Source organism: Phyllobacterium sp. YR620, assembly GCF_900104165.1.
Taxonomy (GTDB): Bacteria; Pseudomonadota; Alphaproteobacteria; order Rhizobiales; family Rhizobiaceae; genus Phyllobacterium; species Phyllobacterium pellucidum.
The window spans coordinates 450,961-476,818 of sequence record NZ_FNJP01000003.1 but is presented as its reverse complement, the minus strand read 5'-3'; the positions used below and the strand labels follow the sequence as shown (position 1 = coordinate 476,818).

Sequence of the window (25,858 nt, the reverse complement as noted above, 5' to 3'; positions counted from 1 at the left end):
CCTGCAGCCGTAATGAAAAAAGGGGCGCCGTTTGGCGCCCTTTTTGTTCCAACTACATTTTTCAATCGTTTTTTTCAAAAGCTATTAATAGAGGACCGCAGCATGAAGCGCGAATTGGTTGTTGGTTGTGCCGGTGCCGGTAAATCAACGGTGGCGAAGGAACTTGCGGAGATTACCGGACTTCCGCTGATCCACCCCGACCGCCACTATTGGTTGCCCGGATGGGAAGAGCCCAGCAGAGATCCCTGGAGGGTCATCGTAGAATCTCTGTCGGCTCAGCCGGAATGGATCATGGATGGGACTTACAGCGGCACGCTTCAGCAAAGGCTCGCTCGTGCCGATACGATTATTCACCTGGATTATCCTACTTGGTGTTGTCTCTGGCGCGTCATTCTGAAAAAACGGCCCGTGGCTTAGGAGAAATCCGGGGCAACGAACTTGGGCCTGGATGTCCTGAGCGCTTCGATTGGCAGTTTCTGCGCTATGTCATTAGGTACAGAAGAGATCATCGCGAACGCGATCTCGCACGAATGAGTGGATTTTCAGGTAAAGTTTACCGGTTTACGACGCCGTCAGCCCTTGCATCATTCGTTAAGCTTCAACGTGAACGTCTTTGCAGCGGCAAGCGTTCAGCTTAGCTGCGCTTTGCCATCTCAAGCACTTTTTGCGCAGCGATTTCGCCGGACGGGCGTTCGGTCTGCATCAGGCTCGCAATCTTGTCGAAACTTTCGAGCTGGGCGCTGCGACGATGGCCGGGAACCAGCAATTGTTCGAGCTGACGGGCCAGAGATCCAGCCCGAACGAACACGTTAAAGTATTCCGGCACGACCGGTGCATCTGCGATGATGTTCGGCAGAGCCGCGCTCCAGATGGTAATGCGCGGTGCCAGAAAGGTGCGCGCGAGCCAGTCCGGCCGGTAAGAGAGAACGGTCGGGATGCGGGCGAGCGCAAGCTCAAGCGACACGGTGCCGGACGCCGCAAGCGCGGCATCGGCGGCCGCAAAAGCATGCAGACGCTGTGCCTCACCGACGACTATGTCAGGCTGGATTTTCCACCCCGCTGTAAGCTCCCTGACAAGCGGCTCGATCTTCGGCAAAGTGGGCAGCGTTATCTTGATCTGGTTGCCGCGTTTGGCGAGAAGTTCGATGGCTTCTCCAAACGGCTCCGCAAGGCTCGTTACCTCGGACCGGCGCGATCCCGGCAAGACAACGAGAGTCTTTTCGGTGCGTTCGCCAAGCTGCGCTTCGCGCGAGCGGTTCTGCCGGGCAGCTTCAAGAAGCGGCGCGTGCGAAACGAGCCGATGGCCGACATAGGTCGCAGGCGGACCGTCAAGATCCTTCAAGGCCTCCACTTCGAAAGGCAGGATTGCAAGCACATGGTCGATATAGGATCGCATCGCCTTGGCCCGCTCCGGCCGCCAGGCCCAGACCGAGGGGCTTATGTAGTTGACGATAGGGATTGAAGGGTCGGCCGCCCTCACCTTGCGCGCTACTCGATGCGTGAAGTCGGGGCTGTCGATGATCACCAGGCAATCGGGTTTGGCGGCGACAATCGCATTGGCAAGTTGAGATATGCGCCGGATGAGTTGCGGCAGCTTCTTGACGATGGCACTCAAGCCTACAAGGGCGATTTCATGCTGGTCGAACAGGCTGTCGAGACCGAGCGCCGCAAGATGCTCGCCGCCAACGCCTGTCAGCGTCACGTCGCCGGGGAAGCTGCGACGCAGCGCATCGACGAGATCGGCACCGAGCAGATCACCGGATTCTTCGCCTGTGACGATCGCGAGGCGCAGCGGTTTTTCAGCTGGCATCGGTGCGCGTCTCCTGGACAAAGGTCTCGACAAACAGGCCGGCCTCATTGGCGGCCTTTATCGTTTCCTCGTAGCCGAGGATCAACGTACGCCCGCTCTCGATGGCGATGCCCTTGAGGCCAGCCTTTGCGGCATTCTCAATGGTGCTGATGCCTATCGCCGGAAGATCCGCCCGCACCTCCTGCTGCGGCTTGGCGCATTTGACCAGCACGCCGCCCGTGCTGTGTATGCGCTTCCCGAGACGCAGCTCAGCGACGCGCTGCAGCATTGCGTCGGTGCCTTCGACCCCCTCGAGCGCAACCACGCGGCCACCCACCGCAACGGCCCCCTGGCCGATATCAAGCGCACCGATGGCGGCAGCAGCCCGCCGAGCGGCCTGCATATTGGCGATGCTGTCCTGATCCGGCTGTTTGCGCGTAAGCGTCGATGGCTCAGGTGTTAGGATATCAGGGACGATCTCATGGGCGCCCACAACCCGAAATCCATAGGATTCGATGGTTGCGATAACGGCGCGCAGCAGCCCATCGTCGCCAAGCCGGAACGCGCGCAGGAAGCGGTAGAGGGCCACAAGGTTGCCGTTGCCCGGGCGCAGAGCGTGGCGAAACTCCGGGCGGTGCCGAACGCCGCCCGCCAGTACCACGTTCGTGATGCCTTCGGCCTTCAGGATCCTAACGAGCCCACCGAGTTCGACGATGGAAATCTCGGCGTGTTTTCCCTGATAGATCGAAGGCTCCGCCTCGCCCTTGATGGCGATCATCAACGGATCGGCGCCTTGTTTTCGTAGGCTCTCCGCCACGGCCAGAGGCAGTTGGCCATTGCCAGCGACGATGGCTGTCCTGCCTGAAATCGCGGGCGGAACTTTAGCTGTTGTCGTCACTGTCACTGATCTCGATAGCGGAATCGAGCGGCGGCGTGCAGTAAGCGCGCTTGGTATCAGTGGTGATGAAGTCGATCAGGTCCGCGACAGCCGGCGAATCCGGATAGGCAGCGCGAACGTCGTCTGCCCTCGCCCTGATAGACTTCGTGCGATCGAATAGCATGCGCACAGCGTGACGGAGCTTGTGAATCTCCGGACGGGCCATGCCAGACCGCTTCATGCCAATAATATTCAGTCCGCCAAGATAGGCATGGTTACCGATTGCCATTCCATAGGGCACGAGATCGCTCGCCAGCGCAGCAAGCCCGCCAATGAAGGCATGGTGGCCCACGCGCACAAACTGATGAATCCCCGCGCCGCCGCCGATAATCACATTATTGCCGATGGTGACATGGCCGCCTATCATGACATTATTGGAAAAAGTCACGTTGTCGCCGATGATGCAATCATGCGCCACATGCGCATAGGCCAGGAACATGCAGTTATCGCCCACCGTGGTTATGCCGCGGCTCCCGTCCGTGCCGCGGTGCATGGTGACGCCTTCGCGGATGACGCAGTTCTTGCCGATAACGAGGGTGGTGCGCCCACCCTTATGCTTGGTGTTCTGCGGCTCGCCACCGAGTACGGCGTTCGGATAGACCTTCGCGCCATTCCCCAGCGTCGTCGGGCCCATGATTACCACATGGCTCAGGAGTTCGACATCATCGCCGATAACGGCATCGGGACCCACATGGCACAACGGGCCGATCGAAACCCTCTCACCAATGACTGCGCCCGGCTCGATGATCGAGGTCGGGTGAATAATGGACAAGGACATCAGGCGCCGGTCTCATCTTCATCAGGGAAACTGACCATGGCGGCGACTTCGGCTTCCGCCACCTTGAAACCGTCAACCTCGGCGATGCATCCATATTTATGGATGTTGCCCCGCTGCTTGAGCTTGGTGACGCGCAGTTTCAACTGGTCTCCCGGAACGACCGGCTTTCTGAACTTGGCATTGTCGATGGTCATGAAGAAGACCTTGCCCGGCTTGCCGCTGCCATTATGGAATAGCACGATTGCGCCGGCTGTCTGTGCCATGGCTTCGATGATCAAAACACCAGGCATGATCGGCAGTTCAGGAAAGTGTCCGGCAAAATGTGGTTCGTTGATCGAGACATTCTTGATCCCGGTGGCCGAAACGTCGCGATCGATATCGACGATGCGATCGATCAGCAGAAATGGATAACGATGCGGCAGGTTCGCAAGAACCTTCTGGATGTCGGCAATACCGAGACTGTCCACCTTCACATTGTCACTCATCTGAACCGCTCTCCTTCTTGGTCCTCGTCATCGCACGAACGCTGGCGATTTCACGAAACCACTGCTTGAATGGCTGGGCGGGCGCGCCGGCCCATCTCTCGCCATCCGGAATATCATTCATCACGCCGCTCGCCGCCGCAATCTCGACGCGCGATCCAATGTTGACGTGATCAGCAATGCCGACGCTTCCTCCAAGCCTCGTCATATCGCCGAGTTCAACGCTGCCGGAAATGCCACATTGTGCGGCTATAACACAATGACGGCCGATGCGTACATTGTGGGCGATCTGCACCAGATTGTCGATTTTAGTGCCTTCGCCGATGACCGTATCCGCCAGTGCCCCCCGGTCTACCGTGGTATTCGCGCCAATCTCCACATTGTCCTGGATAATGACGCGGCCAAGCTGCGGCATCTTTTCAAGTCCTGCCCTGCCGGCGACATAACCGAAGCCATCCTGTCCGATACGCACGCCAGGATGCAGCAGCACGCGATTGCCAAGAAACGCATACTGGATGGACGAATTTGGTGCCACGTAGCAATCGCGGCCGATCTTGCAGCCATTGCCGATAACCACGTTTGCCGCAATCACCGTGCCCGACCCGATCGATACATTACTGCCGATAATCGCGCCGGGCTCGATCGTTACATTGTCTTCGATTTCAGCGGACGGATCGACGATTGCGTGCTCGGAGATACCTGTCTGGCCACTCCACAAATGCGCTGTGACGGCATTCGGGTAGAGCGCACGGCCAATCGCAGCAAAATCCTGTTGGGGATGCCGCGTCACAATGACAGCGACGTTCTTCGGGACACTGCCCTTGATCTCATCGGTGCAGAGGATGCCCGCCGCCTTCAATCCCGCGAGATTGTGCGCATGTTTCTTGCTTTCGACGAAAACAAGCGCATCAGGCCCAGATTCCGTGATGGAAGCCAAACGCTTCACAAGGCGATTGGCTAATGAGCCATCCACAAGTACGCCATTGGTCAGACCAGCGATCTGACCAATAGTCACATTCTTGAGTGGCTCATAAAAGATCGGATCGGCCATCGACTAACTTTCTCCCCCGGGGAAGTTTGTCCCCCGGGAGGTCAGCAATCTATCAGAATTTGCTCGACATGCCGAAGTTGAAGTTCTGCTCCTGATCGCCGTCAACCTTCTTGACCGGGACCGCATAGTCGAAGCGCAGCGGGCCGAAGGGCGAGGCCCACATGATGCTGGCGCCAAGCGATGCGCGCCATTCCGAACCAGTCGTGCCCTGCGCTTCCGGAAGGTCGTTACCATAGAGCGTTGCCGCATCGGCGAAGACCGCGCCACGGATGCCGAGGCTTTCCGGTATCACGGGCATCGGGAACTGCGCTTCCGCCGAAGCATTGAAGTAAGTCGTGCCGCCGAGGAAGCTGCCCTTCGAATCGGTAACGGTGGTATCGCGAGGACCGATACCGGCATATTTGAAGCCGCGGATCATTTCCGAATTGTTCTTGAACAAGTCGAACACGCGCAGATCTTCGTCGCCGAAGCCGGCAATATAGCCAGCACCGACACCGAGGAGGCCGACAATGTCCATTTCATCCGACAAGGTCTTGTAGTACTGGCCCTTGAAGGTCGACTTCAGGAAGTTGGCGTCGCCGCCGAGACCAGCATATTCCTGATTGAACTTCGCATAGATACCGTCATGCGGGTTCTTGGTATCGTCGATGGTGTTGTAGGTCAACGACCAGCTTACGGACGACTTGATCCACGGGCTCTCTTCAGCCGCATCGATGAACGCCTGCGAGATTTCGGTCGGATCCGGGATGTTCGTACCCGGGATCATCGCCTGATCGTCGATCGTGTATTCTTCGCGCGACAGGTTATAGGCAACGCCCGCAACCAGCGCCTCCGAGATCGGCAGACCGAAACGGATCGTGCCACCGGTCACATCGGTTTCATACTTGTCGCTGACGCCGGACTGACGCTTGTAGATGTCGAAACCTGCCGCAATGCGTTGACCGAGGAAGTAGGGCTCGGTGAATGACAGCGAGTAGGAACGGTTATTGTCGAGACCGGCACCTGCAGCAATGCGGATATACTGGCCGCGGCCAAGGAAGTTGCGCTCGGTGATCGAGCCTTCCACCGTCGGGCCGGGATTTTCGCCGCCGGTCGTATAACCACCACCGATCGAGAATTCACCGGTCGATTTCTCGACGACGTCCACAACAAGTATGACCTGATCCGGCTGCGAACCGGGAGCGGTCGAAATGTTGACGGTGGTGAAGAAATCAAGGGCTTCGAGCCGGCGCTTGGCGCGCTGGATGAGAACCTGATTGAAGGCATCGCCTTCGCTGACATCGAATTCGCGGCGAATGACGAAGTCACGCGTCTTTTCGTTGCCGCGGATTTCGATGCGCTCGACATAGGCGCGCGGGCCCTGATCGATGGCGTAGGTAACGGAAATCGTATGGTTCTCGAAGTTACGGTCGCCGCGCGGCTCAACCTTGGCGAAGGCATATCCCTGACCGGCAACGCGCTCCGAAACCTTGATGATCGAATCTTCGACATCCTTGGCGCTATAGGTATCGCCTTCGCGCGTCTTCACGAGACCGTTGAGCTGCGAGGTATCGACACCTTCAACCGAGCTTTCGATCTGGATCGGGCCGAATGTGTACTTCTCACCCTCTTCAACCGTGATGGTGATGGTATAATCGTTTGTCGCCGGATCAAGATCGGCAGTCGAGGACACAACGCGGAAATCCGCATAGCCGCGGTTGTAGTAGAAGCGGCGCAGCGCTTCTTCGTCGGCGCGCAGGCGGTCTTCACTATAGACGTCGTTGCGGGTCAGCCAGGACAGCGGATTGGAACGCTTGGTCGAGATCACGTCGCTGAGGCGACGGTCGCCGAATGCCTGGTTGCCGACAAAATTGATTGCAGTGATCTTGGTGCGATCGCCTTCGTTGATCTCGAAAACGACGTTAACGCGGCCTTCGCCGAGATCCATCGTGCGGGCATTGACGGTCGCGTCGCTGCGGCCGACATTGCGATAGGCAGCGCGGACGGCTTCCACATCAGCATCAAGCGTTGCCTGATCGAATGAAGCGCGCGGCTTCAACTGAACGGCATTCTGCAGCTGCGGGTCCTTGATCTTCTTGTTGCCCTGGAAGATCACCTGGTTGACAACCTGATGCTCGGACACCTGAACGATAAGCGCGCCGCCTGCCTGGCTGATGCGCACATCGCTGAACAGGCCGGTCGCAAACAGACGCTTGGTGGCCTCATCGATATCGGCATTGGTGAAAGGCTTGCCTGGGGTAATGCCGAGATTGTCGCGCACCGTCTGGGCGTCGACACGGGCATTACCACGCACTTCAATGCGGCTAACTGTTGCTGCCTGCGCGACTGTTACGCCTGCAACCGTGGTCACGATTGCACCAGAACTTACCAGCGCCGCTGATATGGCGAGCGCCGACGCTGCACCAACAAATCTTGAACTTGCCGCCATAGGCCTTATGAACCTTCGTTTTCTCGTTGTCCCCGGGCGAGATCCCGGACTAAGCACTTACTCGCACACCGTCATAACCGGTTTTTACATACACGCAAGGCTTACGGTTAAAATCTGTTTACTTCACGCGAAAGCGTGGCATCCCTGCCACGCCAATAAGGGCTTATAGTAAACAGATCATGTCCATTTGCCAGCCCAAGCCTCTAATTTTCATCAATGTTTAATCTTTGTCACCGGCAGGCGAAGAGATCGTTGAAGATGACGAATCCCATGAAACCAAGCACCAGAAAGAAGCCAAAGCGGAAGAACAGCTCCTGAACTGCCGGTTTCACTGGCCTGCCGATGACTGCCTCGGCGGCGTAGAAGACGAGATGCCCGCCATCAAGCGGCGGCAACGGGAAAAGATTGAGGAGCCCAATTCCGATCGACAGCATCGCTGTCAGCTGTATAAGCCAATCCACTCCCTGGCTTGCCGCCTGCCCCGCCATTGTCGCGATCTTCACGGGGCCACCGAGCTGGCATTTATCCTCGCGTCCGGCGAAGAATCGGCCGAAGAACTGCCCGGTGCGGGCCATGATGAAGCCGCTTTCCCGCACGGCCTGCACGACTGATTCGACCGGGCCGTACTCAATGCGCCGGAAGTTGCCGAGTTCCTGGTTGTTGACGACGCCGATCACTGCGATTTTGACAGTGTTCCCAAGCGGGTCCTTTTGTTCAGTCAATTCCGGCGTCGCCGTCAGCTTGACGTCCTGTCCGTTGCGTTCGACGACGAAATCAAGCGAATCGCCGCCGCGCGAGGAAACGATGCGCTGAACATCGGCAAAGGTTTCAACCGTGTCGCCATCGACGCTGACAAACCGGTCGCCGGGCTGAAATCCTGCAATGGCTGCCGGACCTCCCGGCCGCACTTCCGCAACCATCGGATCGGCTACCATCTTGCCGTAGAGGGCAAAGAAGACCGAGAAAATCGCAATGGTGAGCAGGATATTGAACGCCGGTCCGGCAAAGACGGTTGCAGCACGCTTCCATACGGGCTGCGTATGGAAGGAAACGGCGCGCTCCTCGGCGCTCATCGCAGCGGCAGGCGCCGCGAGCGAACTCGTTACCCCTTCGTCGCCGGCGAATTTGACATAACCGCCAAGAGGAATGGCGCAGAGTTTCCAGCGCGTTCCCTTGCGGTCGTTGAATCCGATGAGCTCCGGTCCGAAGCCGACCGAGAAAGCCTTGACGCCGATTCCGCACCAACGACCGACAAGATAGTGCCCCATTTCATGGACGAAGACGACGACCGTCAAAACTATCAGGAATGGCAGGATCGTGCCGATCAGTACACTTTGTGTGCCAAAAAGGGTGTGCAGCATGTCCGTCTATATATCCTCCGGGCTGCAACACATTGGCACGGCCCGTCTCGGGCCTCAAAGCTCAGCCGTCTAGAAAAGTATGTCGTATGGCGTTTCCGGCGACACCAGAACTGCCCCGATGACGTATAGTAATGCTGCCGCAGCGACAAGCCCGTCGACCCGGTCCATCACGCCACCGTGACCGGGTATGAGGCGGCTCGAATCCTTGACGCCGAACTTTCGCTTCATCCACGATTCCCCAAGATCGCCTATCTGAGCGACCACGGACAGGAGCAGTGCGATGAGCGGAATTGGCACGCCGCCGGCAGGACCGATGAATGCCGCGCAGGCAACGCCGGCGGCGACACCGGCAGCCGCACCACCAATGGCACCCGCCCAAGTCTTGTTCGGTGAAAACCGCGGGGCAAGTTTGGGACCACCGAGCGCCTTCCCGTTGAAATAGGCAAATATGTCGGTCGCCCAGACCACCGCGAACAGGAAAAGAATGGCGGCAAAGCCATCGCCCGTATCGCCGCGCAGCAAGGTAAGCGCGATGCAAGGCAGCCCCGCATAGAGGAGACCCGCCGCCGGCCAGTAGCCGGTCTCCCGTCGACCGACAGCGGCGATGATGAAGGCACCGCCGAACAGGATGACCATCATCACGAACGTATCCCGTGCAAAAAGCAGCACGACCACGAGCAGCAGGAGGCAACCCCATGCCAGCCCCCGCGTCAAAGGAGTCGATCGGTTCGCAATGATGAGCTGCCATTCATAGAAGACGCTGATGCCGATTGCCGAGGCCAGGAGACCGAAGGCGAATCCGCCCATCCAGGTCATCGCCACGGCGATGATAATCAGGACAATCGCGCTAATGATGCGTTTTTGCAGGTTGGAAAGGCCGCTTCCGAAGAAGGTCACAGAGCGATGTCCTGGGCTGTCACGCCGCCAAAGCGCCGTTCGCGCATCTGGAATGTCTCAATCGCCTCGGCGAGATTCGACGGGCGGAAATCCGGCCAATAGCAGGGAAGGAAGACGAACTCGGAATAGGCGGCCTGCCAGAGCAGAAAATTCGAAAGGCGCATTTCGCCGCTCGTGCGGATAATCACGTCGGGATCCGGGATGCCGGCCGTATCCAGGCGCGCTGTGATCGCCTCCGGCGTTACCGCATCCGCGGCAAGAACCCCGGCAGAGACGTCGGCTACCAACCGTTGAACCGCACGGGCAATCTCGTTGCGCGAGCCATAATTGAAGGCGATGACGAGCGTGAGACCGGTATTTGCGTCCGTCAGCGTCTCGGCTTCGGTCAGGAGCGCGCGAATGTCTTTCCCCAGCCCTTCGCGTTCACCAATGATACGCACCCGGACGTTCTCACGGTGCAGATCGGCCAGATCGCGCCTGATGAAGAGCTTGAGCAAGCCCATCAGGTCGGAAACCTCGGAACGCGGCCGCGACCAGTTTTCCGACGAGAAGGCAAACAGCGTCATGAACGGGATACCCATCTTGCCGGCAGCCCGGATGGTTTCACGCAGCGTCTCGACGCCAGCCTTGTGGCCTGCCGTACGGGGCAGACCCCTCGCCTTTGCCCAACGGCCATTTCCATCCATGATGATGGCAATGTGGCGTGGGATGGACATAGGCATTGACCTCCAGTTAGCGGATCGAGCACATCTCTTGCGAGATATTAGACCTGCATGATTTCCGCTTCTTTGGCTGCAACGACCTTGTCCATTTCTGCGATGGTCTCGTCGGTCAGCTTCTGGACTTTTTCCGACAGGACGCGATTGTCGTCCTGACTGATCGCACCATCTTTTTCGAGCTTCTTTAACTCGTCCATGCCGTCGCGGCGGACATGGCGCGCTGCAACCTTGGAATGCTCGACATACTGATGGGCGATCTTGACCAGTTCCTTGCGGCGCTGCTCATTAAGCTCCGGCAGTGGAATACGAAGGTTGTTGCCGTCGGTGATGGGATTGAGACCGAGTCCTGCATCGCGAATTGCGCGCTCCACCTTGCCGACCATGGATTTGTCCCACACCGACACCGACAACATGCGCGATTCCGGTACCGTAATGTTGGCAACCTGATTCAGCGGCATCATCGAGCCATAGGCATCGACGGTGATCGGTTCGAGAAGACTTGCGGAGGCACGACCGGTGCGCAGACCGTTTAGATCATGCCTCAATGCCTGGATGGCTCCGTCCATGCGACGTTTCAGGTCATTTAGATCGAGTGCGTCACTCATAGTTACTGCTCCTTATTCTCGGCGAAAGGCCCGGCAGATACGATCAACTAGTCCGATACGACGGTTGCGCGTCCTCTACCCTGCAGGATTTCCGCAAATCCACCCTTCTCGTGGATTGAATAGACGATTATTGGGATATTGTTCTCGCGTGCAAGAGCAACAGCAGTGGTATCCATCACTGCAAGACCGCGATCAAGCACATCTTTGTGGGTAAGGTGGTCAAACCGAACCGCGTGCGGATCCTTCTTGGGATCGGCGGAGTAAATTCCATCGACCTGGGTGCCCTTGAACAAGGCGTCGGCACCGATTTCCGCTGCACGGAGCGCCGCGGCCGAATCCGTGGTGAAAAAGGGATTGCCCGTGCCGCCGGCAAAAATCACGACTTTCCCCATGTCCATATAGGCCGTGGCCTGACGTTGGGAAAAGGTCTCGCAGAGTTCTGGCATTGCTACAGCCGATAGAACGACGGTATCGATCCCAAGCTTCGCCAGGGAAGTGCGCAATGCCAGCGAGTTGATGACAGTTGCCAGCATGCCCATGTGGTCGCCAGTAACGCGGTCGCCTCCCTTTGAGGCAACAGCCACGCCGCGGAAGATATTGCCGCCGCCGATGACGACGCCGACCTGCACGCCGAGTGCGCGCGCTTCGGCAATGTCGCTGGCAATGCGATCGGCCACTGCCACATCAATTCCGAACCCCTGGTCGCCCATCAGAGCTTCCCCGGAGGCCTTCAGCAGAACGCGTTTGTAGACAGCCGTGCCAGCCATGGGACCTCCTTGGAGTTGTTGCAAGTTTTTAGCAGAGTTCGGATACACGAAGGGCATCGCGTTGTCACGCGATGCCCTTTGAATTCAGTTGCGTAAGATTACTTCTTCACAGCTGCGGCGACTTCTGCTGCGAAGTCGCTTTCTTCCTTTTCAATGCCTTCGCCAAGAGCGAAACGGACAAAGGCCGTGATCTTGGCCGGAGCGCCGATCGACTTCTCGGCTTCCTTGAGCGCCGCCTCGACCGTCAGGTCGGGATTGATGACGAAAGCCTGCGAGAGAAGCACGACTTCCTCGTAGAACTTGCGCATACGGCCGTCGACCATCTTCTCGACGATGTTTTCCGGCTTGCCCGACTGGCGGGCCTGATCGGCGAAGATCGCCTTTTCGCGTTCGACGGCGACCGGGTCGACTTCTGAAGCGGTCAGGGCGAGCGGATTGGTAGCGGCAACGTGCATGGCGACCTGGCGGCCGAATGCTTGTGCTGCTTCCGCATTGCCGGCCGTCTCGATGGCAACGAGAACGCCGAGCTTACCGAGACCGTCGGAGACGGCGTTGTGAATGTACGTCGCGACGACGCCCTGGCTGACGCTCAGAGCAGCGGAGCGGCGGAACGAAAGGTTCTCACCGATCGTGCCGACGGCGTCCTTGATCGAGTCGACGACCGACTTGCCGGTCGAGGGATAGGTCGCGGCGCCAACAGCGGCGGTCGTACCGTCGGTCGTCAGCGCTACGCTTGCGACGTTGCGGACGATATCCTGGAAAGCGTCGTTGCGGGCAACGAAATCGGTCTCCGAGTTGACTTCGACGACAACCGACTTGGCGCCGTTGGAAGCCACGCCAACGAGGCCTTCGGCGGCCGTGCGGCCGGCCTTCTTGTCGGCCTTGGAGATGCCCTTCTTGCGCAGCCAGTCAACGGCAGCTTCCATGTCGCCATTGGTTTCGGCAAGGGCTGCCTTGCAGTCCATCATGCCGGCGCCGGTGAGTTCGCGAAGTTCTTTTACCTGTGATGCAGAAATGCTCATTAGATCGCCTCTTCTCAAAGCGAAGGCACACTGGTGAAACCAGCATGCCAACTTTGCGGCGCGTCATGCGCCAATCGAATCATTTTTAATCACCCGATAAGACGGGTGTATGAAGCCTCAAGCGGAGGCTTCACCTTCCTGTACAGGAGCGGCCTCAAGAGCCGGTTCGGCCGGAGCCTCTTCCTGGGCGCCAAGATCGACACCGAGGGAACCCTGCTGACGGGCGATACCGTCGAGCGCAGCCTTGGCGATGAGGTCGCAATAAAGCGAGATCGCGCGGGATGCGTCGTCATTGCCCGGGATCGGGAAGTCGATCTGGTCCGGATCGCAATTGGAATCGATCACGGCAACGACCGGAATACCAAGACGCTTGGCTTCCTGGATCGCGATGGCTTCCTTGTTGGTATCGATGATGAAGATGAGGTCCGGAGTTGAACCCATGTTCTTGATACCGCCAAGGGCGCGGTTGAGCTTCTCGCGCTCGCGATCGAGGTTCAGGCGCTCCTTCTTGGTGAAGCCCTGGGCGTCGCCAGCGAGAAGTTCGTCGAGCTTGCGCAGACGCTGGATCGAGTTCGAGATCGTCTTCCAGTTCGTCATCATGCCGCCGAGCCAGCGTGCGTTGACGTAATACTGGGCCGAGCGGGTCGCGGCATCGGCAATGATGTCCGAAGCCTGACGCTTGGTGCCTACGAAGAGAACGCGGCCGCCACGGGCTACCGTGTCGGAAACCTTCTTCAGGGCCGTATGCAGCAGCGGAACGGTCTGGGCGAGATCGAGAATGTGAATATTATTGCGGTCACCATAAATGTATGGTGCCATTTTCGGGTTCCAGCGATGTGTCTGGTGGCCGAAGTGAACGCCAGCTTCAAGGAGCTGACGCATGCTGAAATCAGGCAATGCCATCTCTATTTTCCTTTTCCGGTTTAACCTCCACAGGAAAGAGGCGGGAGAACCGCCACCGGAGGCCATATCGGATTTCTCCCGATATCAACCCAAATCCCGTGTGTGGAATGCTGCGGCTGTTAGTCGATAATTGCGGCAAACGCAAGTGTGTCGGCGATAAAAGCCGCCGCATCAGACGATCTTATGCGGCAAGCAGGACTATTTCTTGCACTTTGGCGTGTCGAAAAGCTGCAGATTGACAAGCTTTCCGGTCATGGAGAAATCGCCGTAATCCATTTTCAGATCACGGGTTACGCCGTTCCGGTACATCTTGAAGTTGATACGGTAGCTCGGCAGGCCTTCGGCTTTTTCGCTTTCGTCGAAATAGGCGATCGAGACCGGCCAGGTGTTTTCCTTGGCAAGGGGGCCCATGTGCTTGGTCTCGTCCTCTCCATCCGAGAGCGATAATTTGCCGATCACGACCGTCGTTGCCATCACCTTGTTGGCATCCTCGGAACCGTCGAAGAGCTTCGTCTGGTAAAAGACTTCACCGGCAAGCGCCTTTTCGATCAGTTCCTGCATGTGCCGGGTCGGGAACTGCGACAATTCCAGATCCTGCTTGAGCGCCTCGGGTTTGGTCAGCGAAATTTCCGTTTTGTCCTTCAGGAGTGCAGCGTTGCCGCGCACCTCCTTGGTCAGGCTCTGATCGACGAATGTCTTGTTGACAAAGCGGAACTTGCCGCCGTCGCCGGATTCGTAGGTCGTCGTCTGCTGGTCGGTAACGCGCTGCGGCTGCTCTTCCATGTCGACGCGGGTCACAAAACGAAAGTTCGTGGTATAGCCTTCGCAATCCGAACCGTTGAACTCATAGACCATACGGCCGGTCAGTCCGGTAATGCCGCTGCTATCCTGGGCACTGTCCAGCTTCAGATCATAGATGGCGCGATGTGGAACAAGCGTCGCCGTTCCGGCAGCCAAAGCCATGGTTGAGGGGGTCAGACCAAGGGCACCGAGGCTGAAAACGAGAGCGGACAAGACGCGCATAGACAAGATTCTCCATATTAGAACGCGCATATTAAAAAAACTCTTGGCGGAAGCGAGGCAAAAATCGCACCTTGCGTCACATTCATTACGATTCCGCTTGATAAGGATGAAGATACCATGACCAGCACCATCGAATCCCGCCTGAAGGAACTCGGCATAGAATTGCCGGTCGCCGCGGCGCCCGCTGCAAACTACGTGCCCTTCGCACAGACAGGAAAACTGCTGCTGACCTCCGGACAATTGCCGCTATCAGGTGGCAAACTCATCCACACCGGCCTTCTTGGCGCGCAGCTTGCCGTTGCCGAGGGCCAGGAGGCCGCAAGGGCTTGCGCCATCAACATTCTCTCGCAGGCCAAGGCCGCGCTGGGTGATCTCGATAAGATCGCGCGCATCGTGAAAATCACCGTGTTCGTGGCTTCGACGCCGAATTTCACCGAACAGCACCTCGTCGCCAACGGCGCGTCGGATCTGCTGGTTGCCGTCCTTGGCGATGCAGGCCGCCATGCCCGCTCGGCGGTGGGAACAGCCGCCCTGCCCTTGAACGCGCCCGTTGAAGTCGAAGCCATCATCGAGGTCCGCTGATCATGACATCGGCTGACTGGCTCAAGGATGTGCCGATCGCCCATCGCGGTTTGCATGATCTCAACAAAACCCGCTGGGAGAATACGCTCTCCGCATTCGAAGCGGCCGCGAGCGCGGGTTACGCCATCGAATGCGACGTGCACCTTTCCGCCGACGGCAAGGCCATCGTCTTTCACGATGGAACGCTGGATCGGCTCATCGGCCGACAAGGCAATATCGACGAAGTGACTGTCGAGGCTGCGAGGGCCATGCGGGTCGGCGGCACGGACAATCATGTTCCGACGCTCGTCGAAGCGCTGGAGATGATCGATGGGCGAGTTCCGATCGTCATCGAACTCAAGGGCATTCCTGGCCGAGACGACGGCCTCGTCAAGGCGGTTGCGGCTGACCTTGCCGGCTATGCGGGAACAGCGGCTATCATGTCGTTCGACCATCATCTGATCCGGCTTTTCGGCACGGATGCGCCCGGCATACCGGCCGGCCTGACTGCTGAAGGATTGCACGACGCCGATCTTGAGGCACATTTTTCCATGCTCGCTCACGAGATCGATTTCGTGTCCTACAACGTCCACCATCTCGACAATCGCTTCGTCAAGTTCGTTCGCGGCAAGCTCGGACTGCCGGTGATTTCCTGGACGGCAAGGAGCCTAGCCGACAAGGCGACGAGCGATGCCTTTGTCGATCAGATCACTTTCGAGGGCTTCGACCCGCACGCCGCATAGGATGCGCCCTGCCCCTTGCATCGCAGGATGAAATGCCTAGCTTTAGCTTAAGCGGTTGCACGGGTCGGCGCGTCGCCGGCCCGTAAGCTTAGGCTAAGCCAGGAACCAACCCAACGATGCATGATTCTCACCGAGGCGATTTTACCTTGCGCGCTTGCGAGGGCGTTGGCGCATTCACCCGCGAGGAATGGGCAAAGCTGACCGGCGCCGATCGCGCCGCGCCCGACTACAACCCGTTTCTCTCGCACGCCTTCCTGTCGTCGCTCGAAGATTCGGGTTGCGTCGCCCGCCGGGCTGGCTGGCTGCCGCAATTCCTGCGCCTCGATGACGACAGCGGCAATCTGATCGGCGCGATCCCGTGCTATCTGAAGGGCCACAGTCAGGGTGAATATGTATTCGATCATGGCTGGGCCGACGCTTTTGAACGCGCCGGCGGTCGTTACTATCCCAAGCTGCAGGCGAGCGTCCCCTTCACGCCGGTGACGGGTCCCCGGCTACTGGTAAATCGGGACTGGGACCACGCGGCCGTGCGAACCGCTCTCGCCAATGGCCTGCGCCAATTGGCCAAACAGATGGGTGTTTCGTCGGCTCACTCGACCTTCGTCAACGATGACGATCTCGGCGCCTTCACGGAAGCCGGTTTCCTGCATCGCACCGATCAACAATTCCATTTTCTCAACGAGGGTTATGAAAGCTACGACGCTTTTCTTGAAACCCTCGCCTCTCGCAAACGCAAGGCATTAAAACGCGAGCGCCGCGAGGCCGTTGCCGACGATATCACCATCGAGCGTTTGACGGGCGACGATATCACCGAAGAGATTTGGGACGATTTCTTTGCGTTCTATATGGATACTGGCAGCCGCAAATGGGGTCGCCCCTATCTCAACCGCGAATTCTACGCCTTGATCGGGGAGCGCATGCCGCAAGACGTCATGCTGGTGATGGCAAAACGGGCAGGCAGATATATTGCAGGCGCTATCAACTTCATCGGGTCCGACCGACTCTTCGGCCGGCATTGGGGCTGCATCGAGGATCATCGCTTCCTGCATTTCGAAGTCTGCTACCATCAGGCCATCGACTTCGCCATCGAACGCAAGCTCAGTGTCGTCGAGGCCGGCGCGCAGGGCGAGCACAAGCTTGCCCGGGGCTACCTGCCGGTTACCACCCACTCTGTCCATTACCTTGCCAATGAAGGGCTGCGGCGCGCGGTGAGCGATTTCCTTCGCCATGAGCGCAGTGAAGTCGCGCTCCTCAACGAGGCGCTGAGCGAGCACGCGCCGTTCAAGAACTCCGATCACTGACCGGCGTTGCTCGAACCGCTTGACTAGCGCGTCCGCCTTGGCAAACATCGCGGCCGGTTCCCCAATGGTACAGGTGCGTGATGACAGAGCCCTATGACGACAACAACGTGTTCGCCAAAATCCTGCGGGGTGAAATTCCATCGCATAAATTGTACGAGGATGCCGACACCTACGCATTCATGGATGTCATGCCACAGGGGAAAGGCCATTGCCTGGCTGTCACCAAGGCTCCATGCCGCAACCTGCTTGACGTTGAAGCCGAACCGTTGGCTGCGGTGGTTGCGACCACCCAGAAACTGGTTCGGGCGGTGAAAAAGGCCTTCGACGCGGATGGTGTCACGGTTATGCAGTTCAATGAGCCGGCCTCCGGCCAGACGGTCTTCCACTTGCACTTCCACGTCATTCCCCGCTTTGAAGGCATTCCCCTGAAACCCCATACGGGGCCGATGGAAGATCCGGGCGTTCTAGCGGCCAATGCGGAGAAGATCCGGCAGGCGATGGCGCAGGGCAGTTGACGCACCGGAACATGGAGCCGGCGCAATTCTAATGAGACTCCGCGGCGAGTTGTGCCTTCACTTCGGACCGACCAAGGCCAAGAACTGCGCGCGCCGCAAGGAGCGCAAGGGTGAACGCCGCGACGCCGCCAAACAGATCGACGATGTTGTGACCGCCATGTACGATGATAGCAGGAACCATCAAAATATTGATGACCGCGATGACTGGAAATATTTTGCGAAAGTCCATCGTGAAGTAAACGGAAAGACCGGCCATCACGGTATGGAACGATGGAAATGCGATAAGGCCGAGCGTGTCCTTCGGCGAGATATAGGCTGCGCCTTCCCGATATAACCGCATAAGTTCGAGACCATACGCGTGGTCGGCAATCGCCCCCAAACGGTTAGCGACCTCCGACGGCAACGGATAATATGCGGCGGGTCCCGCACTTGGAATGATGCGCCACACCAGAATCGTCAAAAGTGCCGACAAGGTGCCGGTAAGCAGGAAGAGGTGCAGCGACCGTTTGGATCCAAAAAAGCCGACAAGGAGAATGACGCAAGTGATCTGGATGAGCGAACTGCCGTATATCACGCGCAATATAGCCGGAAGGTAGGGAACCTCCACGACGGCCTGGACGAAATCCGGCCAGTAAAACCCAAGAGCGCGATCCCACTCGATCAGCATCCGGTCGTAACTCTCGCCTACCGGCAGCAGCAGATAATTGAACACCGACCCGACGAGCGAGAAGAGCAGGTAGAAACCCGTTGCCGTGGTCGGAACAGCGATTTTCTCGTCGTGACGGTAGAGCCGATAAAATTGTCCGATCGCGATGGCGGCGAGCCCCATGCTGCCGCCAACGGCATAGCCAAGCCAATCGACGGTGACGCCCTTCGCGCTGGCAAGTGCAATGTTGATCATAAGCAGCACAGCAATAATGCCACCGACGATTTTCTCGGCCGGATAGAGAACCATCGCTCACCCCTGTCTTTTTTAGGGATCTTAACCCGGTCCAATTAAGGATCGCTGAATCAACGCTGCGCTTACGCGAGGACAAGTCCGGCAATCAGGATAATCTCGGCAACGATAACGCCGACGATCACACGCCGGCCAAGGCTGAGATAGGCAAAGAAACCTGCTGCCGCCGCGCCGATCCGCAAAAACACCGACGATTCGGCAAGCGAACCGCTGGGATAGAGGATCAGTTGAGCGATAACACCTGCGACAAGGGCGGTTGCCACTGCCCGCACAATGACGAGGGCTTCGGAGTCCTCGCGAACCCTTCCGCCGATAAGTACGCCGATCCACCGCCAGACATCGGTCGGAAGCCAGCCGGCGAGCAGTATGAAGAGGTAGGGCCACCACCAGGCTGAAATGCTGTCCCAGGTCATGACGCCCTGCCCCGGGCTTTTGTCCAGTGGAGGTAGGCCATCGTGGCAGCACCGCCGGCAAGACCCGTAAGAAGCAGGTCATAGGCCGGCGCGATATGGTGGATCAGCGGAAACAGCAGCAGACCCGACACCATAGCGACATGCACCGTACGGTCACGCGCCGACCCCCAGAGCGAGGCCAGAAAATACATTGGCGTGAGGAAAAACAACGCGGCGAATACGAGCGGAGGAAAATCGGTCGAAAGGTAGTAAACAAGGCCGACAACAAGCGTATTGGCTGTGGTCAGCGTCATGCCAAGGCCGGCGAAATAGGTCGTGCGCATTTTGACGGGTACGTTGCGCAGATGCTCCATTCCCAGCACCCAGGCGGTTACCGCGATGAAGTGGGAGAGAAAAAGAAGCACGATCTTGCCTGTTTTCGGCCCGCGCATTTCGGGAACGAAGGCGGCGACCATCGGAACAAATCTGATCGAGGAGAGCGCGACCGCGACTGCGGCGCCGAGGATCGAATAGCCGGCGCCGATTGCGCCGATGAGCACGATATTGGCGGGCAGCGCCCAGATCGCCGCAACCATGAACATGGCTTCCCCAACCGTCACTCCGCTCTGGCTGGCGAGGCCGGCAAATCCCACATGCGCCGTCATCAGGATCAGTGCAGGGATGGTGCGTATCATCGCCGCGCCGGAAAGAAACCACTTGAGGTGGCTCCCCGGATCTTCTTCTCGTTCCGGCAGATGGGAGGGCAATGCGGAATCAGCCATGGGTCCAGCGATAAAGGCAAGCAGCACAGCGGGCAAGAAAAAGGCCGCCCGAAGGCGGCCTTTTCATCATTTCTTGCGTGGCACTTTTGGCACCGACGCCTTGCGCAGCACGTGCGGCTCGCTCGTTGCGAGACCGGCACCGGCCTTTTCGAGCGCTGGCTTCTTCGGGGCGGGCTTGCGCTTTGCAATCGGCTTCTTCTCGACCGGAATTTCCTTCTTTGGCTTCACGACGACTTCGTCGGCGACATAGTCGAGGACGAGGCCACGCGAACCATCGGGCTTCTCGGCAACCGAGACGCGAACCGTGCCACCCTTCTTCAGCTTGCCGAACAGTACCTCGTCAGCGAGCGGCTTCTTGATGTGCTCCTGGATGACGCGCGCCAGCGGCCGCGCACCCATACGGTCATCGTAGCCCTTCTCGGCAAGCCAGGCGATTGCGTCCTGCTGCAGATCGAAGGTTACACCGCGATCGGCAAGTTGCGCCTCAAGTTGAATGACGAACTTCTGTACGACCTGATGGATGACCGGAACCGGCAGCGGTCCAAACGGAATGATCGCATCGAGACGGTTGCGGAACTCCGGCGTAAACAGCCGATTGATCGCTTCCATGTCGTCGCCTTCGCGCCGCGAAGACCCGAAACCGATCGCAGCCCGCGCCATATCCGAGGCACCGGCATTGGTGGTCATGATCAAAATCACGTTGCGGAAGTCGATCTGCTTGCCGTTGTGGTCGGTCAGCTTGCCGTGATCCATGACCTGCAACAGGATGTTGAACAGATCCGGATGCGCCTTCTCGATTTCATCCAGCAGCAGCACGCAATGCGGATGCTGATCGACGCCATCGGTCAAAAGGCCGCCCTGGTCGAAGCCGACATAACCGGGAGGTGCGCCGAGCAACCGGGATACGGTGTGGCGTTCCATATATTCCGACATGTCGAACCGCAGGAGCTCGACGCCGAGCGAATGCGCCAACTGCTTGGCGACCTCGGTCTTGCCGACGCCGGTCGGGCCCGAGAACAGGTAGGAGCCAATCGGCTTTTCCGGTTCGCGCAGGCCTGCCCTTGCAAGCTTGATCGACGATGACAGCGCTTCGATGGCCAGATCCTGGCCGTAGACGACACGCTTCAATTCAGCCTCGAGATTGGAGAGGACCGCTTCATCGTCCTTCGATACGGACTTCGGCGGAATGCGGGCCATCGTCGCGATAGTCGCTTCGATCTCCTTCACGCCGATTGACTTCTTGCGCTTCGATTCGGGCAGCAGCATCTGGCTGGCGCCTGTCTCATCGATCACGTCGATCGCCTTGTCCGGCAATTTACGGTCGTTGATATAGCGCGCGGAAAGTTCGACGGCGGACTTGATCGCCTCCACGGTATACTTGACCTTGTGGAAATCCTCGAAATACGGCCGCAGCCCTTTCATGATCTCGATTGCATCGGGGATCGAAGGTTCGTTCACGTCGATCTTCTGGAAGCGACGAACGAGCGCCCTATCCTTTTCGAAGAACTGGCGAAACTCCTTGTAAGTCGTTGATCCTATGCAGCGAATCGCCCCTGAAGAAAGCGCAGGCTTCAACAGGTTAGATGCATCCATTGCACCGCCCGACGTAGCGCCGGCGCCGATGATCGTGTGGATTTCGTCGATAAAGAGGATGGCACCCGGATACTCTTCGAGTTCCTTGATGACCTGCTTGAGGCGTTCCTCGAAATCACCGCGATAGCGCGTTCCGGCAAGCAAGGTGCCCATATCGAGCGAAAAGACCGTCGCATCCTTGAGGACGGTCGGGACCTTCCCTTCGACGATGCGCTTCGCAAGACCCTCGGCAATAGCCGTCTTGCCCACACCAGGATCACCCACATAGAGCGGGTTGTTCTTTGAGCGGCGGCACAAAATCTGGATCGTACGGCTGATCTCCTGGTCGCGGCCGATCAGCGGATCGATCTTTCCAGCTTTTGCCCGTTCGTTGAGATTGTTGCAGTATGCCGTCAGGGCGTCCTGCTTCTTCTTGGTGCCCTCATCGGATTCCGAAGCGTGATGTTCTTCGTTGTTGCTTTCGGTCCCAAGGGGCGTGCGCGGCTCGGATGCGCCGGGGCGCTTCGAGATCCCGTGGGAAATATAGTTGACCGCGTCGTAGCGCGTCATCTGCTGTTCCTGCAGGAAAAACGCCGCATGGCTTTCGCGTTCGGCAAAGATCGCAACCAGGACGTTTGCTCCGGTCACTTCCTCGCGATTAGAAGACTGAACATGGATGACAGCACGCTGGATGACGCGTTGAAAAGCAGCGGTTGGCTTGGAATCCTCGTCATAACCCGTCACGAGGTTGTCGAGCTCATGATCGACATAATCGGTCACCGTTCGCGTCAATTGAGCGAGGTCGACATTGCAGGCGCGCATGACACTACTCGCGTCCTGATCATCGATGAGCGCAAGGAGCAGATGCTCCAGCGTTGCATATTCATGATGATGCTCGTTCGCGATTGTCAGCGCCTGATGGAGGGCCCGCTCGAGACTAGGTGAGAAAGATGGCATGAAACCTCACTTTTTCTCCATCACGCATTGCAGCGGATGTTGGTTTTGCCGCGCATAGTCCATGACTTGGGTCATCTTGGACTCCGCGACCTCATAGGTAAAGACACCACATTCTCCGACTCCATGATTGTGCACATGGAGCATAATGCGTGTGGCATCCTCTCTGTTCTTCTGGAAAAAACGCTCCAGAACATGAATGACGAACTCCATTGGAGTGTAATCGTCATTGAGAAGCAACACGCGATAAAGGCTGGGTTTTTTCAGCTTTGGTTTAGTCCGGGTAATGACAGCCGTGCCACGTCCGGGACCATTGCCGCCACCCTTTTCTTCATCTTGCATAATGGGTGATAACCGCATCATCTCTTCAGACACCCGCATTCCTGATAGCTATTTGTCGCTTCATGCATTCTATGTAGGTCGCACCAAGCAGATTTTAAGCCCTCTCCTGAAGCTTGCAATATCAAGTTGCCGTTGCAAAGGGCCATTTGGCCCAGCGGAACAAAAAAAGTCCGGTTGCGTGGGCAACCGGACTTTTAAACAATGTCAGCAGCAAGTTCAGGTTTATTTGCCGACCTTGGCGACAGCCAACTCGAAGGGGCGGTAAGCCTCTTTTGCGAGATCGGCATAAAGTTCGCCGAACTTAGCAGCCTGCGAGACGAAGCCCTCATAGGCCTTCTTCGAAAACAGGCTCTGTGCAGCGAACGCCTGCTCTGCCGATTTCGTCGAGGCGAGCTTTTCGAGCAGGACCGAGCCGTCATTGAACGAACGCTTCGAATAGTCCGCAGCTTCGGTTGCAATTGCCTGCAGACCCTGGCTGAGCGCGTTTACGCTCTTCATCGTGCTGTTGATGAATTCCTTGCTGGATTCATTCAGTGCTTCAAACGGGGTGGCCATGATTCATCCTTCACATATATTGTTGTTGGGCTTCATTTAGTGTGCAATGCACAAAAAGTCAATTTTTTGCTGCACTGCAGCATTCCGGTAAATTTTTCGATAAAGGCGGAGGAAATCGTCAACACGGCGGTTACCATAAACATTTTGGTAACGCTGATGCGGATAAAGTTCACGAAATCAATCTGATGCGTCAGATCAAAGAGAACCCACCCGCATATCGAACAGGTGTTGATTGTGCTCCATCCGGCCCGCCAAACAAATAAACTAATCAAAAAAGTGGCTCATGCATTCCTGGCTCTCTCGATGATCTCCGGCATCAGCGCTGCCGGCACCTCGGCAGCGTCGGCTGAAACCAAGGCGGCAGCCATCGTTGTCGATGCCAACACCGGCAAGACGCTCTATTCGTCCAACCCTGACGCCCAGCGCTTTCCGGCCTCGCTGACGAAGATGATGACGCTCTACATGCTGTTCGATGCAATGGCGGCAGGCAAGGTCTCCAAATCGACACCCATCCCGGTTTCCGCTTACGCCGCCGGCCAGCCGCCGACGAAGGTTGGCTTTCGCCCCGGCCAGACGATCAGCGCCGAGGCCGCCATCCTGTCGCTGATCACCAAGTCAGCCAACGACTCGGCAACCGCCATCGGCGAGTATCTCGGCGGATCCGAGCAGCGGTTCGCTGTGATGATGACCAACAAGGCGCGCCAGCTCGGCATGCGCAACACGCAGTTCCGCAATGCGAACGGCCTGCCTGATCCGCAGCAGCGCTCTTCCGCCCGCGACCTCGCCCTCCTCGGCATCGCGCTGCGTGAGCATTTCCCCCAATACTACGATTATTTCTCCACACGCAGCTTCACCTACAACGGGCGACGCATTGTTGGGCACAACCGCTTGCTCGGAAAAGTACGTGGTGTCGATGGAATCAAGACGGGTTACACGCGCGCGTCCGGTTTCAACCTCGTCAGTTCCGTCAATGTCGACGGCAAGAAGCTTGTCGCGGTCGTCATGGGCGGCACGAGCGGCGGCGCCCGCGACGCGCAGATGGCGCAGCTCATCGACAAGTATCTTCCCAGCGCTTCGCGCCGAGACGGCGGCAACCTGATCGCCTCGCGTCGCAACAGCAAGGTCGAGATCGCGGCTGTCGATCTCCCCGATACCGCGCCCGTCCCAGTGCCGGCCCGGCGCGAAGAGGTGGCGACCACCCAAGCCGCCGAAGTCGTCACGGCCTATGCAGATCCGAAGCCGGTTCCATCGGTCGCAGCGCGCGTTCTCCAGGTTCCGGCGCCTCAGCCAAAGGCCGAGATCGGCGAAGGCGATGTTTCCGAAGTCGATCCAGTGACCACCGCTTCCGCGCCGTCGGCGGGGGGATGGATGGTGCAGATTGCTTCGGTCGGTAGCTCCGAAGAAGCCAAGGCTATGCTTGCCAAGGCCGCAGCCCAGGTTGGCGGTCCGATCGCCTCGCTCTCGCCCTATACGGAAAAATTCCAGAAGGGTGCGCAGACTTATCATCGTGCGCGCTTTGCCGGCATTACCAACGCCAAGGCGGCCAACAATGCCTGTGCCGCACTGAAACGTCAGAATTTCAACTGCTTTGCAATTGCACCACAATCGTAAGGCATCAACCCGACAGACCCAGATTGTACAGTGTAGAGGGTTTTGCGAATGTCCAGCACCACGGAAATACATGACCCGGCGGGCCTGACTGCCAAGGAATCGAAATCATCACTGTTCGGCATGCACGCCTTGCAGCAGGCCGCTTTGCGGATCGCCGATCTTCGCCACGGCAATGCGGCATTCAAGACGATGGACCTCGTCAATGTGCTGCTTTGTCAGGCTGCCCGCACCCGCCGCGCGGCGATGCCGCCGGTGCGCCTGCGCATTCACTCGGATGGCCGTAACGGCGTCAGTCCGGTTCGGCTGCGCCTCTCCTGATCGAGAACAGATTTAGAGTAGGCCCAGCGAGGCGAGTTCGTTGCGCAGTTCCGGTGGGAGTTTCGCACGGCCGGACTTGCCATGTCCTTCATCCATGGGGACATCTTCGCTGGAAAGATACCGCCATCCCTGAAACGCACGGCGCGGCTGCCATTCCGTTGGGACGATGCGCGGGTCGAGGACCAGATGGCAACGCGAAATGCCTTGATCGTCCGTGAATGTGCGAATGTCGGTTAGTCGCTGGCGGCACTGGATGTTGCCCTTGATCACCCAGTAGAGCGAGCCGCCGTCGAGAAGCTCGTCGATGCGCTTGGGCACCATCCGGGTTGTATGAAACTGCTCGATGGAGAGTCCCGCCTGCCGGCGTTCGTCAAGGCGGAAATCGATCCAGGCCGCGAGTTCTTCAATTGCACTGCAGCCGACGCAAAGTTTGACGAGATTGAGAACCATGTGAGAAGCATTTACGCTTTCATCCGCCAAGGTCAACCATTG

At 58.2% G+C, this 25,858-nt stretch carries 28 protein-coding genes; 7 read left to right on the top strand and 21 right to left on the bottom strand.

Going from position 1 to position 25,858, the window contains the following annotated elements; translation table 11 throughout:
• Positions 1-12 precede the first annotated feature (12 nt).
• A complete protein-coding gene (locus BLR72_RS22620; RefSeq protein WP_210183734.1) occupies positions 13-417 on the top strand; it encodes a P-loop NTPase family protein in 405 nt (134 codons plus the stop codon).
• A 217-nt stretch (positions 418-634) separates the two neighbouring features.
• Here BLR72_RS22620 and lpxB read toward each other — a convergent pair whose 3' ends face one another.
• From lpxB to BLR72_RS14035, 14 genes are all read right to left on the bottom strand, one after another.
• The gene (gene lpxB, locus BLR72_RS14100; RefSeq protein WP_091949546.1) at positions 635-1,810 is read right to left on the bottom strand and encodes a lipid-A-disaccharide synthase; all 1,176 of its coding nucleotides are present in this window, start codon (positions 1,808-1,810) and stop codon (positions 635-637) included.
• Positions 1,800-2,687, bottom strand: coding sequence for an LpxI family protein (gene lpxI / locus BLR72_RS14095; RefSeq protein WP_244506699.1), 888 nt, complete (start codon positions 2,685-2,687; stop codon positions 1,800-1,802). Before lpxI ends, lpxB begins: the two co-directional genes overlap by 11 nt.
• On the bottom strand, positions 2,671-3,504 hold the full coding sequence (gene lpxA, locus BLR72_RS14090; protein WP_091949541.1) for an acyl-ACP--UDP-N-acetylglucosamine O-acyltransferase: 834 nt from the start codon (positions 3,502-3,504) through the stop codon (positions 2,671-2,673). The genes lpxI and lpxA overlap by 17 nt, the downstream gene beginning before the upstream one ends.
• Positions 3,504-3,989: a 3-hydroxyacyl-ACP dehydratase FabZ gene (fabZ, locus tag BLR72_RS14085; RefSeq protein WP_091949539.1), complete on the bottom strand. Its 486-nt coding sequence runs from the start codon at positions 3,987-3,989 to the stop codon at positions 3,504-3,506. Before fabZ ends, lpxA begins: the two co-directional genes overlap by 1 nt.
• Positions 3,982-5,037: a UDP-3-O-(3-hydroxymyristoyl)glucosamine N-acyltransferase gene (lpxD, locus tag BLR72_RS14080; RefSeq protein ID WP_027232611.1), complete on the bottom strand. Its 1,056-nt coding sequence runs from the start codon at positions 5,035-5,037 to the stop codon at positions 3,982-3,984. Before lpxD ends, fabZ begins: the two co-directional genes overlap by 8 nt.
• 52 nt (positions 5,038-5,089) lie before the next feature.
• On the bottom strand, positions 5,090-7,465 hold the full coding sequence (gene bamA / locus BLR72_RS14075; protein ID WP_091949536.1) for an outer membrane protein assembly factor BamA: 2,376 nt from the start codon (positions 7,463-7,465) through the stop codon (positions 5,090-5,092).
• 230 nt (positions 7,466-7,695) lie between these two features.
• Positions 7,696-8,826 (bottom strand): RIP metalloprotease RseP, encoded by a 1,131-nt coding sequence (gene rseP, locus BLR72_RS14070; protein WP_091949533.1) that lies wholly within the window; start codon positions 8,824-8,826, stop codon positions 7,696-7,698.
• A 69-nt stretch (positions 8,827-8,895) separates the two neighbouring features.
• Positions 8,896-9,723 (bottom strand): phosphatidate cytidylyltransferase, encoded by an 828-nt coding sequence (locus tag BLR72_RS14065; RefSeq protein WP_091949530.1) that lies wholly within the window; start codon positions 9,721-9,723, stop codon positions 8,896-8,898.
• On the bottom strand, positions 9,720-10,445 hold the full coding sequence (locus BLR72_RS14060) for an isoprenyl transferase (RefSeq protein WP_081815939.1): 726 nt from the start codon (positions 10,443-10,445) through the stop codon (positions 9,720-9,722). The genes BLR72_RS14065 and BLR72_RS14060 overlap by 4 nt, the downstream gene beginning before the upstream one ends.
• Positions 10,446-10,486: 41 nt before the next feature.
• Positions 10,487-11,047, bottom strand: a complete 561-nt coding sequence (gene frr / locus BLR72_RS14055) for a ribosome recycling factor (RefSeq protein ID WP_027232606.1) — start codon at positions 11,045-11,047, stop codon at positions 10,487-10,489.
• Positions 11,048-11,094: 47 nt separating this feature from the next.
• Positions 11,095-11,814, bottom strand: coding sequence for a UMP kinase (gene pyrH / locus BLR72_RS14050; RefSeq protein ID WP_027232605.1), 720 nt, complete (start codon positions 11,812-11,814; stop codon positions 11,095-11,097).
• A 98-nt stretch (positions 11,815-11,912) separates the two neighbouring features.
• The gene (gene tsf / locus BLR72_RS14045; RefSeq protein ID WP_091949528.1) at positions 11,913-12,836 is read right to left on the bottom strand and encodes a translation elongation factor Ts; all 924 of its coding nucleotides are present in this window, start codon (positions 12,834-12,836) and stop codon (positions 11,913-11,915) included.
• A 117-nt stretch (positions 12,837-12,953) separates the two neighbouring features.
• Entirely contained in the window at positions 12,954-13,739 is a 786-nt protein-coding gene (gene rpsB, locus BLR72_RS14040; protein ID WP_027232603.1) for a 30S ribosomal protein S2, read from the bottom strand.
• Positions 13,740-13,937: 198 nt separating this feature from the next.
• The gene (locus tag BLR72_RS14035) at positions 13,938-14,702 is read right to left on the bottom strand and encodes a cell envelope integrity EipB family protein (RefSeq protein ID WP_244506708.1); all 765 of its coding nucleotides are present in this window, start codon (positions 14,700-14,702) and stop codon (positions 13,938-13,940) included.
• A 177-nt stretch (positions 14,703-14,879) separates the two neighbouring features.
• On the opposite strand from BLR72_RS14035, the gene BLR72_RS14030 reads away from it, so the two are divergent.
• The 4 genes from BLR72_RS14030 to BLR72_RS14015 all read left to right on the top strand — a co-directional run bounded on the left by BLR72_RS14030 (position 14,880) and on the right by BLR72_RS14015 (position 17,882).
• The gene (locus BLR72_RS14030) at positions 14,880-15,344 is read left to right on the top strand and encodes a RidA family protein (protein ID WP_091949523.1); all 465 of its coding nucleotides are present in this window, start codon (positions 14,880-14,882) and stop codon (positions 15,342-15,344) included.
• A gap of 2 nt (positions 15,345-15,346) precedes the next feature.
• On the top strand, positions 15,347-16,066 hold the full coding sequence (locus BLR72_RS14025) for a glycerophosphodiester phosphodiesterase (protein ID WP_091949520.1): 720 nt from the start codon (positions 15,347-15,349) through the stop codon (positions 16,064-16,066).
• Positions 16,067-16,182: 116 nt separating this feature from the next.
• Positions 16,183-17,367 carry a GNAT family N-acetyltransferase gene (locus BLR72_RS14020; RefSeq protein WP_091949517.1) on the top strand — a complete coding sequence of 395 codons (1,185 nt, stop codon included), beginning with the start codon at positions 16,183-16,185 and terminating at the stop codon, positions 17,365-17,367.
• A gap of 80 nt (positions 17,368-17,447) precedes the next feature.
• Positions 17,448-17,882 (top strand): HIT family protein, encoded by a 435-nt coding sequence (locus tag BLR72_RS14015; protein WP_091949514.1) that lies wholly within the window; start codon positions 17,448-17,450, stop codon positions 17,880-17,882.
• 28 nt (positions 17,883-17,910) lie between these two features.
• Here BLR72_RS14015 and BLR72_RS14010 read toward each other — a convergent pair whose 3' ends face one another.
• The 6 genes from BLR72_RS14010 to BLR72_RS13985 form a co-directional block, all read right to left on the bottom strand.
• Positions 17,911-18,837: a phosphatase PAP2 family protein gene (locus tag BLR72_RS14010; RefSeq protein WP_091949511.1), complete on the bottom strand. Its 927-nt coding sequence runs from the start codon at positions 18,835-18,837 to the stop codon at positions 17,911-17,913.
• Between the two features lie 68 nt (positions 18,838-18,905).
• Positions 18,906-19,253: an AzlD domain-containing protein gene (locus tag BLR72_RS14005; RefSeq protein ID WP_091949508.1), complete on the bottom strand. Its 348-nt coding sequence runs from the start codon at positions 19,251-19,253 to the stop codon at positions 18,906-18,908.
• Positions 19,250-20,014 (bottom strand): AzlC family ABC transporter permease, encoded by a 765-nt coding sequence (locus BLR72_RS14000; RefSeq protein WP_091949633.1) that lies wholly within the window; start codon positions 20,012-20,014, stop codon positions 19,250-19,252. The genes BLR72_RS14005 and BLR72_RS14000 overlap by 4 nt, the downstream gene beginning before the upstream one ends.
• Before the next feature lie 66 nt (positions 20,015-20,080).
• Positions 20,081-22,543 carry an ATP-dependent Clp protease ATP-binding subunit ClpA gene (gene clpA, locus BLR72_RS13995; RefSeq protein ID WP_091949505.1) on the bottom strand — a complete coding sequence of 821 codons (2,463 nt, stop codon included), beginning with the start codon at positions 22,541-22,543 and terminating at the stop codon, positions 20,081-20,083.
• A gap of 6 nt (positions 22,544-22,549) precedes the next feature.
• Positions 22,550-22,882, bottom strand: a complete 333-nt coding sequence (gene clpS / locus BLR72_RS13990) for an ATP-dependent Clp protease adapter ClpS (protein WP_162737255.1) — start codon at positions 22,880-22,882, stop codon at positions 22,550-22,552.
• Positions 22,883-23,104: 222 nt separating this feature from the next.
• On the bottom strand, positions 23,105-23,437 hold the full coding sequence (locus BLR72_RS13985; RefSeq protein WP_091949502.1) for a phasin family protein: 333 nt from the start codon (positions 23,435-23,437) through the stop codon (positions 23,105-23,107).
• A gap of 303 nt (positions 23,438-23,740) precedes the next feature.
• Here BLR72_RS13985 and BLR72_RS13975 point away from each other — a divergent pair, with 303 nt between their 5' ends.
• Both BLR72_RS13975 and BLR72_RS13970 read left to right on the top strand, forming a co-directional pair.
• Positions 23,741-25,048: a D-alanyl-D-alanine carboxypeptidase family protein gene (locus BLR72_RS13975; RefSeq protein WP_091949496.1), complete on the top strand. Its 1,308-nt coding sequence runs from the start codon at positions 23,741-23,743 to the stop codon at positions 25,046-25,048.
• Between the two features lie 48 nt (positions 25,049-25,096).
• Positions 25,097-25,366, top strand: a complete 270-nt coding sequence (locus BLR72_RS13970; protein ID WP_051615159.1) for a hypothetical protein — start codon at positions 25,097-25,099, stop codon at positions 25,364-25,366.
• A gap of 12 nt (positions 25,367-25,378) precedes the next feature.
• On the opposite strand, the gene BLR72_RS13965 is transcribed toward BLR72_RS13970, so the two are convergent.
• Positions 25,379-25,816, bottom strand: a complete 438-nt coding sequence (locus BLR72_RS13965; protein WP_091949493.1) for a DUF1489 family protein — start codon at positions 25,814-25,816, stop codon at positions 25,379-25,381.
• Positions 25,817-25,858 lie beyond the last annotated feature (42 nt).

What these genes read in the sequence shown, in the direction of transcription:
- BLR72_RS22620 (WP_210183734.1), top strand. Translation starts at nt 13, where the DNA reads ATGAAAAAAGGGGCGCCGTTTGGCGCCCTTTTTGTTCCAACTACATTT.
- lpxB (WP_091949546.1), bottom strand. Translation starts at nt 1,810, where the DNA reads ATGCCAGCTGAAAAACCGCTGCGCCTCGCGATCGTCACAGGCGAAGAA.
- lpxA (WP_091949541.1), bottom strand. Translation starts at nt 3,504, where the DNA reads ATGTCCTTGTCCATTATTCACCCGACCTCGATCATCGAGCCGGGCGCA.
- fabZ (WP_091949539.1), bottom strand. Translation starts at nt 3,989, where the DNA reads ATGAGTGACAATGTGAAGGTGGACAGTCTCGGTATTGCCGACATCCAG.
- lpxD (WP_027232611.1), bottom strand. Translation starts at nt 5,037, where the DNA reads ATGGCCGATCCGATCTTTTATGAGCCACTCAAGAATGTGACTATTGGT.
- bamA (WP_091949536.1), bottom strand. Translation starts at nt 7,465, where the DNA reads ATGGCGGCAAGTTCAAGATTTGTTGGTGCAGCGTCGGCGCTCGCCATA.
- rseP (WP_091949533.1), bottom strand. Translation starts at nt 8,826, where the DNA reads ATGCTGCACACCCTTTTTGGCACACAAAGTGTACTGATCGGCACGATC.
- BLR72_RS14060 (WP_081815939.1), bottom strand. Translation starts at nt 10,445, where the DNA reads ATGCCTATGTCCATCCCACGCCACATTGCCATCATCATGGATGGAAAT.
- frr (WP_027232606.1), bottom strand. Translation starts at nt 11,047, where the DNA reads ATGAGTGACGCACTCGATCTAAATGACCTGAAACGTCGCATGGACGGA.
- pyrH (WP_027232605.1), bottom strand. Translation starts at nt 11,814, where the DNA reads ATGGCTGGCACGGCTGTCTACAAACGCGTTCTGCTGAAGGCCTCCGGG.
- tsf (WP_091949528.1), bottom strand. Translation starts at nt 12,836, where the DNA reads ATGAGCATTTCTGCATCACAGGTAAAAGAACTTCGCGAACTCACCGGC.
- rpsB (WP_027232603.1), bottom strand. Translation starts at nt 13,739, where the DNA reads ATGGCATTGCCTGATTTCAGCATGCGTCAGCTCCTTGAAGCTGGCGTT.
- BLR72_RS14035 (WP_244506708.1), bottom strand. Translation starts at nt 14,702, where the DNA reads ATGGCTTTGGCTGCCGGAACGGCGACGCTTGTTCCACATCGCGCCATC.
- BLR72_RS14030 (WP_091949523.1), top strand. Translation starts at nt 14,880, where the DNA reads ATGACCAGCACCATCGAATCCCGCCTGAAGGAACTCGGCATAGAATTG.
- BLR72_RS14025 (WP_091949520.1), top strand. Translation starts at nt 15,347, where the DNA reads ATGACATCGGCTGACTGGCTCAAGGATGTGCCGATCGCCCATCGCGGT.
- BLR72_RS14020 (WP_091949517.1), top strand. Translation starts at nt 16,183, where the DNA reads ATGCATGATTCTCACCGAGGCGATTTTACCTTGCGCGCTTGCGAGGGC.
- BLR72_RS14015 (WP_091949514.1), top strand. Translation starts at nt 17,448, where the DNA reads ATGACAGAGCCCTATGACGACAACAACGTGTTCGCCAAAATCCTGCGG.
- BLR72_RS14010 (WP_091949511.1), bottom strand. Translation starts at nt 18,837, where the DNA reads ATGGTTCTCTATCCGGCCGAGAAAATCGTCGGTGGCATTATTGCTGTG.
- BLR72_RS14005 (WP_091949508.1), bottom strand. Translation starts at nt 19,253, where the DNA reads ATGACCTGGGACAGCATTTCAGCCTGGTGGTGGCCCTACCTCTTCATA.
- BLR72_RS14000 (WP_091949633.1), bottom strand. Translation starts at nt 20,014, where the DNA reads ATGGCTGATTCCGCATTGCCCTCCCATCTGCCGGAACGAGAAGAAGAT.
- clpA (WP_091949505.1), bottom strand. Translation starts at nt 22,543, where the DNA reads ATGCCATCTTTCTCACCTAGTCTCGAGCGGGCCCTCCATCAGGCGCTG.
- clpS (WP_162737255.1), bottom strand. Translation starts at nt 22,882, where the DNA reads ATGCAAGATGAAGAAAAGGGTGGCGGCAATGGTCCCGGACGTGGCACG.
- BLR72_RS13985 (WP_091949502.1), bottom strand. Translation starts at nt 23,437, where the DNA reads ATGGCCACCCCGTTTGAAGCACTGAATGAATCCAGCAAGGAATTCATC.
- BLR72_RS13975 (WP_091949496.1), top strand. Translation starts at nt 23,741, where the DNA reads ATGATCTCCGGCATCAGCGCTGCCGGCACCTCGGCAGCGTCGGCTGAA.
- BLR72_RS13970 (WP_051615159.1), top strand. Translation starts at nt 25,097, where the DNA reads ATGTCCAGCACCACGGAAATACATGACCCGGCGGGCCTGACTGCCAAG.
- BLR72_RS13965 (WP_091949493.1), bottom strand. Translation starts at nt 25,816, where the DNA reads ATGGTTCTCAATCTCGTCAAACTTTGCGTCGGCTGCAGTGCAATTGAA.